General features: G+C 63.0%; 14 protein-coding genes. 4 read left to right on the forward strand and 10 right to left on the reverse strand.

Annotation, left to right across the window (positions count from 1 at the left end):
* Nucleotides 1-148: 148 nt before the first annotated feature.
* A complete protein-coding gene (locus GTW25_RS17450) occupies nucleotides 149-643 on the reverse strand; it encodes an NUDIX domain-containing protein (RefSeq protein ID WP_372493242.1) in 495 nt (164 codons plus the stop codon).
* 47 nt (nucleotides 644-690) lie between these two features.
* Between GTW25_RS17450 and GTW25_RS17455 the strand changes: the two genes are divergently transcribed.
* Entirely contained in the window at nucleotides 691-1644 is a 954-nt protein-coding gene (locus GTW25_RS17455) for a metallophosphoesterase family protein (protein WP_252913500.1), read from the forward strand.
* Here the strand turns inward: GTW25_RS17455 and GTW25_RS17460 are convergent.
* From GTW25_RS17460 to leuA, 3 genes are all read right to left on the reverse strand, one after another.
* Nucleotides 1608-2186: a hypothetical protein gene (locus GTW25_RS17460; RefSeq protein ID WP_252913501.1), complete on the reverse strand. Its 579-nt coding sequence runs from the start codon at nucleotides 2184-2186 to the stop codon at nucleotides 1608-1610. The two genes, GTW25_RS17455 and GTW25_RS17460, sit on opposite strands and share 37 nt — an antisense overlap.
* 96 nt (nucleotides 2187-2282) lie before the next feature.
* Complete coding sequence (locus GTW25_RS17465) at nucleotides 2283-3047, reverse strand: alpha/beta fold hydrolase (protein ID WP_252913502.1); 765 nt, start codon at nucleotides 3045-3047, stop codon at nucleotides 2283-2285.
* Complete coding sequence (leuA, locus tag GTW25_RS17470; protein WP_252913648.1) at nucleotides 3044-4723, reverse strand: 2-isopropylmalate synthase; 1680 nt, start codon at nucleotides 4721-4723, stop codon at nucleotides 3044-3046. The genes GTW25_RS17465 and leuA overlap by 4 nt, the downstream gene beginning before the upstream one ends.
* Nucleotides 4724-5120: 397 nt before the next feature.
* Between leuA and GTW25_RS17475 the strand changes: the two genes are divergently transcribed.
* Nucleotides 5121-6200, forward strand: a complete 1080-nt coding sequence (locus tag GTW25_RS17475) for a WD40/YVTN/BNR-like repeat-containing protein (RefSeq protein ID WP_252913503.1) — start codon at nucleotides 5121-5123, stop codon at nucleotides 6198-6200.
* Nucleotides 6193-6471, forward strand: coding sequence for a MoaD/ThiS family protein (locus GTW25_RS17480; protein ID WP_252913504.1), 279 nt, complete (start codon nucleotides 6193-6195; stop codon nucleotides 6469-6471). Before GTW25_RS17475 ends, GTW25_RS17480 begins: the two co-directional genes overlap by 8 nt.
* On the opposite strand, the gene GTW25_RS17485 is transcribed toward GTW25_RS17480, so the two are convergent.
* The 5 genes from GTW25_RS17485 to GTW25_RS17505 form a co-directional block, all read right to left on the reverse strand.
* A complete protein-coding gene (locus GTW25_RS17485) occupies nucleotides 6472-7245 on the reverse strand; it encodes a L,D-transpeptidase (protein ID WP_252913650.1) in 774 nt (257 codons plus the stop codon). It lies immediately after the preceding gene.
* A gap of 146 nt (nucleotides 7246-7391) precedes the next feature.
* Entirely contained in the window at nucleotides 7392-7550 is a 159-nt protein-coding gene (locus GTW25_RS17490) for a hypothetical protein (protein WP_252913505.1), read from the reverse strand.
* Between the two features lie 80 nt (nucleotides 7551-7630).
* The gene (locus GTW25_RS17495) at nucleotides 7631-8539 is read right to left on the reverse strand and encodes a cation diffusion facilitator family transporter (RefSeq protein ID WP_252913506.1); all 909 of its coding nucleotides are present in this window, start codon (nucleotides 8537-8539) and stop codon (nucleotides 7631-7633) included.
* Nucleotides 8540-8725: 186 nt separating this feature from the next.
* Complete coding sequence (locus GTW25_RS17500; protein WP_252913507.1) at nucleotides 8726-10915, reverse strand: anthranilate synthase; 2190 nt, start codon at nucleotides 10913-10915, stop codon at nucleotides 8726-8728.
* 216 nt (nucleotides 10916-11131) lie between these two features.
* A complete protein-coding gene (locus tag GTW25_RS17505) occupies nucleotides 11132-11791 on the reverse strand; it encodes a phosphatase PAP2 family protein (RefSeq protein ID WP_252913508.1) in 660 nt (219 codons plus the stop codon).
* Between the two features lie 150 nt (nucleotides 11792-11941).
* Here GTW25_RS17505 and GTW25_RS17510 point away from each other — a divergent pair, with 150 nt between their 5' ends.
* Nucleotides 11942-12700 (forward strand): hypothetical protein, encoded by a 759-nt coding sequence (locus GTW25_RS17510; RefSeq protein ID WP_252913509.1) that lies wholly within the window; start codon nucleotides 11942-11944, stop codon nucleotides 12698-12700.
* Here GTW25_RS17510 and GTW25_RS17515 read toward each other — a convergent pair.
* On the reverse strand, nucleotides 12652-13566 hold the full coding sequence (locus GTW25_RS17515; protein WP_252913510.1) for a LysR family transcriptional regulator: 915 nt from the start codon (nucleotides 13564-13566) through the stop codon (nucleotides 12652-12654). The two genes, GTW25_RS17510 and GTW25_RS17515, sit on opposite strands and share 49 nt — an antisense overlap.
* Nucleotides 13567-13659: the final 93 nt, after the last annotated feature.

Raw genomic sequence — 13659 nt, forward strand, 5'->3', positions numbered from 1 at the left:
ATCGCCGCGAGATCCGGCTCCAAGAAACTCGCCATCATCGCCGTCGCAAGGAAACTCCTCACCGTCCTCAACGCAATGCAACGCCAACAAAAACAATACGCCTGAAAACACAGTTGCCAGGCCTCGGACTTTCAACTCCCCGACGTGCCTACCAATGCAAATCGGCCGACGCCCCGCCGAACACTTCCGCCAGCCGTCGCCGTGTCGCAGGCGTCGTGCCTTCGGGCAACGCATCGAGCGGGAAGAAACCGGCTTCGGCGATCTCGTGGTCGGGCAGTTTCGGCGTCGTCTGGTGGTAATCGCTCACGAGGTAGAGCGCGACATGGTCGCGCCGGCTTGCCTGCCGGTTCAGGTGGATGGATACGAGGCGCGGCTCGCCCGTCAGTTCGATATTGCCTTCCTCGGAAAGCTCGCGTTCCAGCGACAGCCGCATCGTCTCGCCGACCTCGACGCCGCCGCCGGGCAATTGCCAGCCATTGATATAGGTGTGGCGAATGAGGAAGACGGCTCCGGCCGCTTCATCGTGAACGATGCCGCGCACGCCGAGCGTCATCGGACGGCGCAGGAGAAACCAGCCGTGAAACAGCTTCACACGCAACCATTGCGACAGGGTCGGCATTGACCGGTGCGCGGCGTTGGTCATACGCCCCTCGGGGTGGTCACGCCGCATGTCATGTCGTAAGGAAGGAAATGCTCAGGCTCGCTCATCTCTCGGACGTCCACCTCGGCCCCCTTCCCGACATTTCCTATCGTGAACTCGCGTCGAAGCGCATCACCGGCTACATCAACTGGCAGCGCAATCGCAAGGCCAACCTGCACGATCACGTTATCGGGCTGATCCTCGACGACATCAAGGCGCAGGCCCCCGACCATATCGCGGTGACCGGCGATCTCGTCAATCTGGCGCTCGACGCCGAGGTCGAGTTCGCGCGCCAGTGGCTGGAACTGGTCGGTCCCGGGGACGACGTTTCCGTCGTTCCGGGCAATCACGACGCCTATGTGCCGGGCGCGCTCGACAAAGCGTGCCGGGCATGGGGCGACTGGATGTGGGGCGACGGCATGGATCGGCCCGCCCATCGCGGCGCGTTTCCCTATATGCGCGTGCGCGGCAATGCGGCCCTTATCGGCGTTTCGTCGGCACGCGCGACCGCGCCCTTCATGGCGTCGGGCTATTTCGGATCGACGCAGGCGCGCCGGCTCGGCCGGATGCTCGATGAAGCGAAGACCAAGGGGCTTTGCCGCGTCATCATGATCCATCATCCGCCCGTGCGAGGGGCAGCACCTCAGCACAAGCGGCTGTTCGGGATCGGACGTTTCAAGAAGGTGATGGAAAAGCACGGCGCCGAACTCGTCCTCCACGGCCACACCCATCTGCCGAGCCTCTATTGGCTGGACGGACGAGATGGCGACGTGCCGGTCGTCGGCGTGGCGGCCGCCGGTCAGGCGGTCGGCGGCTCGAAGCCTGCGGCGCAGTTCAACCTGATCGAGATCGACGGCGAACCGAACGCATGGACGCTGAACCTCCAGCGCCGCGGACTGGTCGCCGACTCCGACAGGATCCAGCATATCGTGGCGCAGTCGCTGGACGCGGCCGAGCGGCCGCAGGTTCAAAAGCTGATCGCGAGCCGCTCCCACGCGAAATAGATCACGGCCGCGACACCGACGAACGCGCCCGCCAGGAACAGCGCAAAGGCCGTGAAAACGTCGAAGGCAGCCTTTGCCGGCCCACGGTCGAGTACGCCGACCACCGGCGCGGGCACTTCGCGATCTCCCGCCAGAATGGCATCGCGCTCGATGATGCGCTCGGCGACGTAGCGGGTGACGGCGTCGGCGGCCTTTTTGATATCGGGCGTTTCGGCCAAAACCAGCCGGCCGTTGCGCGTGTCCTTCAAGAAGCGATAGGTGCGCTTGTCGCGGCCCATCGTGACGTGGCTGACCGCGTCGATCCACAGGCGCGGCTGCATGCCGCCGGTCACGTTCAAATCGAAGCGCTCATCATCCGGCGGAATGTCGGCAAAGACCTGTTCGAGGTCCTGCGCGAGTATTTCGAGGCGCGTCTGCTGGGCCTCGCGCAGATCGACCACGACATCGGTGCGGTCCGCATTGTTGGTCTTGACCTCGCGGATTGCGGCTGCGAGCCGGCGCATCGTGCCGTCGCGCGGCATTTCGTCGAGGGCTTCACTCATCGCGGGCAACTCCGGACTCTTACGCGACTGCGCATGCTTAACGCATCGTTAAATCAGGATTCGGCCAGAAACGCGCAGATTGTCAAGAGCTTCGCTCTATACGGCACCAACCGAGGCGCGGATAGCGGCAAGCACGGCCGACCTGGCTTCCACGGTGAGCATGTGCCCTGCCCCGTCGATCTTCGTCAGCCTCACATTCCCCGGCAGGTTTTCGGTCTGCGAGAAGGGCAGCACCGGGTCGAGCGTTCCCCACACCATCGAAACCGGCATCGAGAAAGCGGCGACGGCATCGCGCGGGATTTCGCCCTGCTTTCCGTCCTGCTGGATGATGCCGTGGAACGCGTCGAGCTTGACCCGCTGGCCGGATACGCCGCGTACGGCGGCAAGGCCGAGCACGTATTTGGGCGGCGTCGAGAAACCCGGCGCGGACATCTCGTCCATGATGGAGCCAAGTTCGCTCGCATGGGCTGCATTGGCATAGCGCTTCAAAAGCTCGCCGTTGATCTGCGGCCCGAAACCGCCCGGCGCAAGCAGTGTCAGCGATGCCACGCGCTCCGGCGAGCGCATGGCGATGAGGGTCGCGATCGCGCCGCCCATCGAATGGCCGACGAGATGGAAGCGTTCGATGCCGCGCGCGGTCAGGTCGGCGGCGACGGCCTTTGCGGCCAGCGTTGCCGGTCCCGCGCCGGGATAGTCGAGCGAGCGACCGTGACCGGGCAGATCATAAGCGATGACGGTCGCATCGCGCGCGAGCGTCGGCTGGATGTCGGTCCAGGTCGAGTGGGAACCGCCGAAACCGTGGAGGAGGATGATCGTACGACCACCCTTTCCCATCACACGCGCTGCAAGCCTGTCGCTCATTTTTCCCCTTTTTCGGCAAGGATGCGGTTCGCCGCCGAAACCACCGCTTCAAGCGAAGCGGCAACAATGTTGGTGTTGATGCCCGCGCCGAAGAGCTTTCCACCGGGATGCTCGACCTCCATGTAGCAGATGGCCGCCGCATTGGAGCCGCGCTGCATGGAGTGTTCGGAATAGTCGAGCACGGTCATGTCGACGCCGACATGCCTGGACAGCGCATCGACAAACCCGTCGACCGGGCCGGTGCCCCTGCCGGTGATCTGCACTTCCTTTCCATTTTCGAGAATCGTCGCCTCGACGACGCGCCCACCCTTGCCGCCTTCGGCCGGGAACGTCTGATGATCGACAAATTTCAGGCGACCGTCCGGCTGGTCGACATAGAGTTCGAGAAAGCGCTCGTAGATCGCCTTCGGCCGCAATTCCTTGCCGTCGCGGTCGGTGATCTCCTGAATGTCCTGGCGGAACTCGACCTGCAGATTGCGCGGCAGGTTCAGCCCGTAATCGGCCTGCAATATATAGGCGATGCCGCCCTTGCCCGACTGCGAATTGATGCGGATGATCGCCTCGTAGGAGCGACCGACATCGTTCGGGTCGATCGGCAGGTAAGGCACTTCCCAGAGCGACTTGTTGGCTGTCTTGCTCGCCTTCATACCCTTGTTGATCGCGTCCTGATGCGACCCGGAGAAGGCCGTATAGACCAGTTCACCGACATAGGGGTGGCGCTCGGGAATCCTGAGCTGGTTGGAATATTCGTAGACGTCCTTCATGCGCTCGATCTGCGAGCAGTCCAGCATCGGGTCGACGCCCTGCGTGTACATGTTGAGCGCGAGCGTCACGACATCGACATTGCCGGTGCGCTCGCCATTGCCGAACAAAGTGCCCTCGACGCGGTCGGCGCCCGCCATCAGGCCGAGCTCGGTCGCGGCGATGCCGGTGCCACGGTCGTTATGCGGGTGCAGCGACAGGATGATCGAGTCGCGCCGGTCGAGATTGCGGCTCATCCACTCGATCTGGTCGGCATGGATGTTGGGCGTCGACATCTCCACCGTCGCCGGCAAATTGATGATCAGCTTGTTCTCAGGCGTCGGATCGATGATTTCCGTGACCGCGTTGCAGATTTCCAAGGCCACTTCGAGTTCGGTGCCGGTAAAGCTTTCGGGCGAATACTGGAAGCGATGGCCCCCACCCGCCTTCGCTGCCTCGTCCATGATCATCTTCGCCGCATCGGTCGCGATCTGCGTGATGCCGGCCACGTCCTTCTCGAAGACCACGCGGCGCTGCAACTCGCTGGTGGAATTATAGAAATGGACGATCGGGTGCTTCGCGCCCTGGAGCGACTCGAAGGTGCGCGCGATCAGTTCCGGCCGGCACTGGACCAGCACCTGCAAGGACACGTCGTCCGGCACGCCCGCTTCCTCGATGGCGAAGCGGGTGAAGTCGAAATCGGTCTGCGAGGCGGATGGGAAACCGATCTCGATCTCCTTGAAGCCCATGTCGAGCAGCAACTGGAACATGCGCGCCTTGCGGTCATGCCCCATGGGATCGATCAGCGCCTGATTGCCGTCGCGCAGATCGACGGAACACCAGATCGGGGCCGTCTCGATGCGCTTTTCGGGCCAGGTACGGTCCTTCAGGCCGACAAAGGGATAGGGTTCGTATTTGCGGGAAGCATCGGGCATGCCGTGCACGGCAGCGATCTTCGACTGGTCGTTCATTTCGAATTCTCCTCGCCCCCCGCATCGCGGTCGGGCGTCTTGATGGCTCAATATCGGTTGTGGGACAAGGAGCATTGCCATGCGGCGTCACGATCGATCGCCGGGCGCTCCTCAGCCGACCCGACGATCGCCGCTAAGAAGGAGAAGCAGGGACAGCGCGCGCGCAGGAGCGCCGGCGAAAGGGGCCGGAAAGCTGCGGAAAATGGCGCGGGTCGAAATCATGCGCCAAGTGATAGCCGAGCGGTCGTTGCGAGGCAAGCCGGATTCCTTTGCAAAAATTGCGCGGCACCTGTCGGCTTAACGGCCGTTCAATCGTCATGCCGAAAGGAGTATCCTCAACGGGGGGGGCATGGAGAAGGACATGACGGAAAAAGTTCTCGTTCTGGTCGGCACGAAAAAGGGCGCGTTCATTCTGGAAAGCGATGGCGCGCGGCGAGACTGGAAGCTTTCGGGTCCGTTCTGCCAGACATGGCCGATCAATCATTTCGTCGCGCATGCCGAAACCGGCACGCTTTATGCCGGAGGCGGCGACGCCTGGTTCGGGCCGGCGGTCTGGAAATCGACCGATCTCGGCCGGACATGGACGCATTCGTCGAACGGTCTTGCCTATGAGGAAGGGGCCGAACCGATCGCGTCCGTCTGGAGCCTTGCCGCACGTAATGGCAGCCTTTACGCGGGTGTGCAGCCGGCCGGCCTTTTCCGCTCCGACGACGGCGAAACGTGGAGCCATCTCGACGGGCTGCAAAAGCACCCGACGCGCCCGCATTGGCAACCGGGCGGCGCAGGTCTGATCCTGCATTCGCTCGTCATCGACCCTGACGACGAGCAGAAGATATGGATCGGCATTTCCTCGGCTGGCGTGTTCGCGACCGAAGACGGCGGCAAGACGTGGGAGCCGCGCAATCGCGGCACGCGCGCGGACTTTATGCCGGAAGGCCAGAACTATCCTGAATTCGGCCAGTGCGTGCACAATCTGGTGATGGCGCCGGGCGGCGACGATCGCCTCTACCAGCAAAACCATTGCGGCATGTACCGCTCCGACGATGGCGGGCGAAAATGGGAGAGCATCGAGAACGGCCTTCCGTCGAGCTTCGGCTTTCCGGCGGCGAGTCACCCGACCGACCCGGACACGCTTTTTCTCCTGCCGCTCAATGGCGACACGGCCGGCCGTTATGTGCCTGATGCGAAGGCGGCCGTGTGGCGCACTCGCGACGCAGGCGCGTCATGGACGGATTTGCGCGAGGGCCTTCCGCAGGAAAACGCCTATTTCGGCGTGTTGAGGCAGGCGATGGCGACCGACCGGATGAAGACGGCCGGGGTCTATTTCGGCACCGGCGGCGGCGAGCTTTATGCCAGCAACGACGAGGGAGAGACGTGGCAGGCCATCGAAAGCCATTTGCCTGCGATCCTCTCGGTCGAAACGCTGACGATCCATGACTGACGCGCCGAATGTCGTCGTCCGGTTGCCGGCGATCCTGACCGATCTTTTCCCCGGCTCGCAGCGTCGGGTCGAGATGCAGGCAGGTTCGGTCGACGAGATGATGGACCGGCTGGATGCGCTGTGGCCCGGCATGCGCGACCGGCTGTGCGACACGCGGCCTGCCCTGCGCAAGCATATCAACGTGTTTATCGACGGCGAACGGGCGCGGCTCGATACGAAGCTCGCGCCCGGTGATGAAGTGTTCGTGCTGACGGCAATCAGCGGCGGGTGATCACACGCCCGTCGTGCCGACCTGCTGCTGTCCCGGCTGCGGAATTTGCAATTGACGACGTACCCAGTCCGGTGTCTGGCGCTGCGGATATTGCAGCGGCTCGTTCTGGAGAACCAGAACGGGCGTGTCGATTGCCACACGACCGTAAAGATCGATGATGTCCTGGTTGAACAGACGCACGCAACCGGATGAAACGGCAAGACCGATCGACCACGGTTCGGTGGTGCCATGAATGCGGTAGAGCGTGTCGCGGCCCCCATCGAACAGATAGAGCGCGCGCGCCCCAAGGGGGTTGTCGAGGCCGGGGGGCATGCCGCCAGCCCATTGCGCATTACGCTCGGGCTCACGCTCGATCATGCTCGCTGTCGGCGTCCAGGTCGGCCATTGCGCCTTGCGCGCCACGCGGGCCGTACCCTCGAATTCGAGGCCAGCGCGACCGACACCGATGCCGTAGCGCATTGCCATGCCGTTCGGCTGGACCAGATAGAGGAACCGGTTCTGCGTATCGACCACGATCGTGCCGGGCCGCTCATTACGATGATAACGCACCTGCTGGCGGAAAAAGCGCTCCTCCAGATCGGAGATGTCGGTGGCCGGCATCGGGAAGCGCTCGTTCGGCATGGGACCGTACATCGCGAGATAATACGGATCAGGCGCAGGCTTGACGGACTCCATCACCGATGTCGGCGAGGACATGCAACCCGACAGGACTGCCGGCGCAACGGCGGCGACGGACGCGGCCTGCAAGAGGAAACGGCGGCGGGACACACACATGAATTCATTACCCATGACATCACTCGGAAGCGGGAGGAGATTGCAACTATGGCAAAGATTTCCTTTATCCAATGCTAACCAACTGTGGCCGTGGACGGGATGAATTGCGGCGAAAAGGAGTCGTGCGTGAAGGTGTGGCGTTTGTGTCACAGCAGAAAATCGGGCGGAAATGTGCCGTGATAGTAGAAGGTATTTGTCGCCGCCGCGCCAGCTTTCGGGGGTGAGACATAACCCCCTGTGACGAGCACAGGGATGACGATGGCAAAGAGGTTGCTGCCGCAATGGTTGGAAGCGTGCACAATCATGGTGCCGTCATTCCTGTGCTCGTCACAGGAATCCAGGCCTCCCGCTTCAATTGGCTCATCGCGTGAATTTACCGCCACAACTACGCGAACGGCGTCGCGGTCGTCCCGACCGGCAGCTTCGCCTCGTCCTCAGGCTCGACATGGATCAAAACCCGCACGGAGGGAATTTCCGTGCGCAGCGCGTCCTCGATGCGGTCGCAGATCGCATGGCTTTCGCCCACCGACATCTGCGCGTTCACGACCAGATGAAACTCGATGAACGTCGCCCGGCCGGCAATGCGCGTCTTCAGATCGTGAATTTCGAGCGCGCCCTGCGAATTGGCCGAAACGATGTCGCGGATGCGCATATGATCCTCGAGCGGGACGGCCTGGTCCATCAGTCCGCTTAGCGACGAGGTAATGACTTTCCAGCCCTGCCACAGGATATTCAGCGCGACGATGAGCGCCAGAAGCGGATCGAGAATCCACCAGCCGGTTGCGATCGCGCCGACGAGGCCGATGAGGACGCCGACCGAGGTGACGACGTCGGTCATGACGTGATGGCCATCGGCTTCCAGCGCGGGCGATCTGGCCTTGCGCCCCTGCCGGATGAGCAAAGTTGCCCAGAAGCCGTTGATGATTGTCGCGAGCACGTTGATGCCAAGGCCGAGACCCGGTTCCTCGATCGGTGTCGGCCGCTGGATCGCGCTCCAGACCTCCGTCAGGATCAAAAGCGCGGCAACGACGATCAGCACGCCCTCAAGGACAGCCGACAGATATTCCGCCTTGTGGTGCCCGAACTGGTGGTCGCGGTCGGCCGGCTTGTGGCTGACGGAGATCGCCCAGAAAGCCGCGCAGCCGGCGATCACGTTGACGATCGATTCCAGAGCGTCCGAATAGAGTGCGACCGAGCCCGTCAGCCACCAGGCTACGAATTTCAGACCCATGACACCAAGCGCAACCACGATCGACCAGGCCGCGAGGCGGCGGATTTTCTGCTTGTCGTTCATGGACGATTGCACGCGAAAACCGGGAAGACCTGCACCCCTTCACGCCCCCCTCTGGCCTGCCGGCCATCTCCCCCGCAAGTGGGGAGATTAGTCTCGTCATCGCCGCGCGTGATCTCCCCCCTTGCGGGGGAGATGGCCGGCAGGCCAGAGGGGAGCGCGAAAAAGTGCGAATATTTCATATCGAAATCAGGCCGCCTTCACTTTGGCCTTTCGCGGCAGATGCGCGACAATGTTTTCGATCATCCGCATGCCGGCATCCTGACCGAGCGTCATGATCGATTCGGGATGGAACTGAACCGCCGCGACCGGCTCGGAGCGATGCTCGAACGCCATGATGACACCGTCTTCCGTCTCGGCCGTGACGAGAAATTCGTCGGGCAGGCGCACCGGATCGGCGAAGATCGAATGGTAGCGTCCGACCGTCACTTCCTTCGGCAGTCCCGAAAAGATGACGCCTGGCTTCGTCACGCGAATGCGCGAGGGCTTTCCGTGCATCGGCTCATGAAGCTGGCGCAACTCGCCGCCATAGGCTTCCGCCAGCGCCTGAAGACCGAGGCACACGCCGAAAATGGGAAGATTGCGCGCCCGTGCCTTGGAAATCGTCGCCTTGCAGTCGAAGTCCGACGGCATGCCGGGGCCGGGCGACAAGACGACGAGATCGGGATCGACGCTGTCGAGAACTTCCTCGGCAACGGGGCTGCGCACCGTCGATACCGTCGCGCCGGTCTGGCGAAAATAATTCGCCAGCGTGTGGACGAAACTGTCCTCGTGATCCACGAGCAGGATGGAAATCCCCTCGCCCACTTTGACGCTGTCGCGCACGGTCTTCGCCGCATTGCCGACCGATGCCTCGCGTACCGCCGACAGCATGGCAGATGCCTTCAGCTCCGTTTCGGCCTCCTCCTCGGCCGGGTCGGAGTCGAACAGCAGCGTCGCGCCCGCGCGCACCTCGGCGATGCCGTTCTTGATGCGGATCGTGCGCAGCGTCAGGCCGGTATTCATGTCGCCGTTGAAATGCACCATGCCGATCGCCCCGCCATACCAGGCGCGCGAACTCTTCTCGTGGTTCTCGATGAAGCGCATCGCCCACAGCTTCGGCGCACCTGTCACGGTAACGGCCCACGCATGCGACAGGAACGCATCGAACGCGTCCATGCCCTCGCGCAGACGCCCCTCGATGTGATCGACCGTGTGGATGAGGCGCGAATACATCTCGATCTGACGGCGGCCGATGACCCGCACGGAGCCCGGCTCGCACACACGGCTCTTGTCGTTGCGGTCGACGTCCGAGCACATGGTGAGTTCGGACTCGTCCTTTTTGGAGTTGAGCAATTTCAGGATCTGCTCCGAATCCGCGATCGCGTCCTCGCCGCGCCGGATCGTGCCCGAGATAGGGCAGGTCTCGACCCGGCGGCCCGACACGCGCACGAACATTTCGGGCGATGCGCCGACCAGATATTCGTTTTCGCCCAGATTGATGAAGAAGGAATAGGGCGACGGATTGATCGCCTTCAGCTTGCGCGAAATCTCCGAGGGCTTGGAGACGCAGCGCTCGAAGAACATCTGGCCGGGTACGACCTCGAACAGGTCGCCACGTCGGAAGCTTTCCTTGGCCTTGCCCACCAGCCTGGCATATTCGCCCGGCGTGTGGTCCGCGCGCGGCGGCTGCGTCGTCCCTTGAACGAACGGTGCCTCCGCACCCCCGCGCGGCAGATTCTCAGTCGAAAAACCCGTTCCGGCATAATCGTAACGGTCGTGCCAGGCTTTGGCCTGATGGTGATCGACGACGAGGATTTCATCGGGCAGGTAAAGCACCACGTCGCGCTGGCTCGTCGGCCGCTCCAGCTTGAGTTCTACCGGATCGAACTGGAAGGCGAGGTCGTAGCCGAACGCGCCGTAAAGGCCGAGATTCGGATCTTCGGGCGATTTGAAGAACGCAACGATGGCGCGCAGGACGGTGAAGACGGTCGGCACGCGAGAACGCTCTTCCTCGGTGAAGATGCGCGTCGGCTTGGCCACCGTCAGCGTGACCAACGCGGGCGCGCGAACGAAGGCGGCGACTTCCGGCAAGGCTTCGACCACCGGCGCGATGCCGTCGAGCAGCTTTTCGCCGCGCGCGTTGAGCGCCTCGATCCGCATGTCGCGACCCTTTGCCGAGACGACCAGCGGCGGATCGACGATCGCGGTGTCCCAGCGCGTGTAGCGGCCCGGATATTCGTAATTGGAGGAAAAGACGCAGCCGCGCCGCGAATTCAGCGCATCGATATAGGTTTCGATCGCGCCGACATAGGGCGTCTCGTGGCGCGTGCGCGTGACCACGACACCGCCTTCGGTCGTATAGCGCTCCGCGCCGTCGTCGAGATGTTCGGTGCTCATAATGTCCTTCCCCTCTTCGTTCAGGTTCCGGAGCGGCAGGGTCCAAAAAGACGAAGGCCGCCCGGAGAATTCCGTTGCGGCCAAGATTTCGAAACGCGCACGCGCTTGCAGGCCGCTTTTAGCAGGCCCACCACCAAACATTGCTGATGCGTTGTGCGTTCATCCGCGCAGTCATACCACGCCGCGTGCGGCCTGCAAGCAAAATGAGAACCACGGTCAGCCTGCCCTGAAGCGCGGCATGGCGAGGAGAATGAGCGCCGCCCACGCGACGCCGAGCGCCCAGCCGGCCAGAATGTCGCTGGGCCAGTGGACGCCGAGATAAAGCCGGCTCAGCCCGAGCAGAAATGCCATCGCGAGCGCGACGACAAGCGCATAGCGTCGCAGCGCGGAACGATGCGCGAGATGAGCGACGATCGCGCCGAGCGTCAGCCACATGACCGCCCCGACCATGGCATGGCCACTCGGAAAGCTCATGGAGTGGGTTTCGACCAGATGGCCGACGATGTCGGGACGCGGGCGAGCGAAGATGCTCTTGAGCAGGTTTTCCAGCGCGATTGCCGAAAGGAAGGCGGTGGGCAGGATCGCGGCGAGCCGCCTGTGCTGCGACAGGATCAACGCGCCGGTCGCAACGATGACCACCACGCCCATGACCGTATAGCCGCCCAGCGCGGTGAACTGCACGACGGCCTGCTCGAGAAAGGACGGCCCGATCGGCGCGGTGCGGTCGTCGACTGCGCGCAGGGCCACGAGGACGACCTCGTCGATGCGATCGAGCGCGCCGGCATATTTCAGGGCGACGATGACCAGAAAACCCGTCACCCCGGAAAAGAAACCCCATGTGAGGACGCGGCGGCGCAACTGTGTTTTCTGGTCCATCCGCTCCCCTGTCTTCGCTTATGGTGCCGGCTCGATATAGGGCGCCATGTGGCCGGCGAAAGAGAAAATCACAACAGGGTTGCCGCGGAACTGCGAAAAGTTGCAGATGCGCGCCAAGCATCTAAAGTGACGCTCAGTCAGGGGGATGCGGTGACATATCGGACGGGTTTCTTCACGCTGTTGATCTTGGCCGTGTTGTCAGGCTGCGATTGGGGCTCGGGCGGAAGCCAAGCGCAAGCCGAGCAGGAACAACAGCAGCAAGCCTCGTTCGACGAAAAGTTCAACCTCTACATCAACGGCTACAACGTTTTGATCACCGACCGTAGTGGTCTGGCCACCTATGCCGAAAACTACCATCTGCTGAATATACCGGAGGCGACGCCCGCCAACACGCTCAACCTCGGCGCAGACATACCCTCTTTCGAAGGTGCGTTGCGGTCGCTGCAGGAGGGCAAGGCGGCCGATCCGAGATTGAAGACGGCCTATGCGGAAAGCCTCGCCGCGCTCGACGAGCTTGGTGAATCGCTTTTGGTCGTTCAGCGTCAGCGCAGCGAACAGCGGGTCGTTCGGCTGAAGGAAGCCGGTCACGTTGCCGAAGCCAGCCTCGTGGAGGCGCTGCAAAAAACCGACCTTCTGGCAACGGCGGTCAGCCGGAATGAACTGGAGGAGGCCGCCCGCGTAGCTCCCGAACTGGAGGCGGCCCTCGCCGCCATGCGCGAAAACGCCGACAGCTACGACGGATCGGAAAGTGGAAAAGTCCTCTACGGCGTCGTGACTACGACGTTGACGCGTGTGCTCGGTTGCTGGCGCGACTTCGAAGCCAATCAGAACGAGGTCGATCTGCGAACGCTGATCAGCTTCTACAATTCGGCGCTTCGCTCGGCCAGTTCCATACCGTTGCCGGCCTGAACGGCCGGGCCCGCGACGGACCCGAAAGTTTCCCGGATCATCTGCGCCATGCCGTCCATCGCCGCGCTCGACCGGCGCGGGTTGCGACGCAGGACGACGCGCGAGGAATCGATGGGTGGAAATCCGTCCGCCGCCGTCAGTTCCCGGCAGCCTTGCGGTATCGCGCTGCGCGAAAGCGATGCGACGGCAAGTCCCGCGCTGGCGACGCTGATCAGACCGAACAGCGTGTCGCTCGTATAGGCCACGCGATGGCGGATATCGTGCTGCTTGAGCGCATCGATCGCCCGCTTGCCGCACCAGCTCTCGCCGAAGACGGCCACCGGCACCGGGTCACGCTCTTCCAGCCGGTGCGCGACGGAGGTCACCCACACAGTCGGATCGATCCGCAGGACCTCGCCCACCGAATACCTGTCGGATGTATAGACGACCGCAAGGTCGAGCAGGTCACCCTCCAGCGCCGCCATGTGCCGTTCGGACGTCTCCGAACGCACGGTGACCTCCACGGCGGGATGACGTTCGGCAAAGGACGCCAGCATGCGCGGCAGCATGGCAGGCCCGTATTCCTCGGGAATCCCGATCCGCACCGGACCTTCCAGCGGTGATGAGCGCAGCGCAGCCCCCGTTTCCTCGATGAGCGAGACGATGCGCCGCGCATAGGGCAGCAATTGCTGCCCGCGACCGCTCAATTCCACACCCCTGGCTCCCCGCACGAAAAGCACATCGCCAAGCGCGTCCTCGAGCCGCTTCATCTGCATGCTCACCGCCGATTGCGTGCGTCCGACCGCATCGGCCGCGCGCGTGAAGCTGCCCGTCTCCGCGACGGCGAGGAAGGTGCGCAGCAATTCGCTGTCGAGAGGCACTTGCATGACGTGACCCAGCCATCAGATAAACCAATGGCAGACATTCTTGCTATTCGCTTGTCGAATGTCAATTTCCGGCGAAAATCGGCCTGCCTTTGA

It is taken from the genome of Aliihoeflea aestuarii, from assembly GCF_024105665.1.
GTDB lineage: Bacteria > Pseudomonadota > Alphaproteobacteria > Rhizobiales > Rhizobiaceae > Aliihoeflea > Aliihoeflea aestuarii.

Coding starts and splice junctions, on each gene's coding strand:
- GTW25_RS17450 (WP_372493242.1), bottom strand. CDS start 643: ATGACCAACGCCGCGCACCGGTCAATGCCGACCCTGTCGCAATGGTTG.
- GTW25_RS17455 (WP_252913500.1), top strand. CDS start 691: ATGCTCAGGCTCGCTCATCTCTCGGACGTCCACCTCGGCCCCCTTCCC.
- GTW25_RS17460 (WP_252913501.1), bottom strand. CDS start 2,186: ATGAGTGAAGCCCTCGACGAAATGCCGCGCGACGGCACGATGCGCCGG.
- GTW25_RS17465 (WP_252913502.1), bottom strand. CDS start 3,047: ATGAGCGACAGGCTTGCAGCGCGTGTGATGGGAAAGGGTGGTCGTACG.
- leuA (WP_252913648.1), bottom strand. CDS start 4,723: ATGCCCGATGCTTCCCGCAAATACGAACCCTATCCCTTTGTCGGCCTG.
- GTW25_RS17475 (WP_252913503.1), top strand. CDS start 5,121: ATGACGGAAAAAGTTCTCGTTCTGGTCGGCACGAAAAAGGGCGCGTTC.
- GTW25_RS17480 (WP_252913504.1), top strand. CDS start 6,193: ATGACTGACGCGCCGAATGTCGTCGTCCGGTTGCCGGCGATCCTGACC.
- GTW25_RS17485 (WP_252913650.1), bottom strand. CDS start 7,245: ATGTGTGTGTCCCGCCGCCGTTTCCTCTTGCAGGCCGCGTCCGTCGCC.
- GTW25_RS17490 (WP_252913505.1), bottom strand. CDS start 7,550: ATGATTGTGCACGCTTCCAACCATTGCGGCAGCAACCTCTTTGCCATC.
- GTW25_RS17495 (WP_252913506.1), bottom strand. CDS start 8,539: ATGAACGACAAGCAGAAAATCCGCCGCCTCGCGGCCTGGTCGATCGTG.
- GTW25_RS17500 (WP_252913507.1), bottom strand. CDS start 10,915: ATGAGCACCGAACATCTCGACGACGGCGCGGAGCGCTATACGACCGAA.
- GTW25_RS17505 (WP_252913508.1), bottom strand. CDS start 11,791: ATGGACCAGAAAACACAGTTGCGCCGCCGCGTCCTCACATGGGGTTTC.
- GTW25_RS17515 (WP_252913510.1), bottom strand. CDS start 13,566: ATGCAAGTGCCTCTCGACAGCGAATTGCTGCGCACCTTCCTCGCCGTC.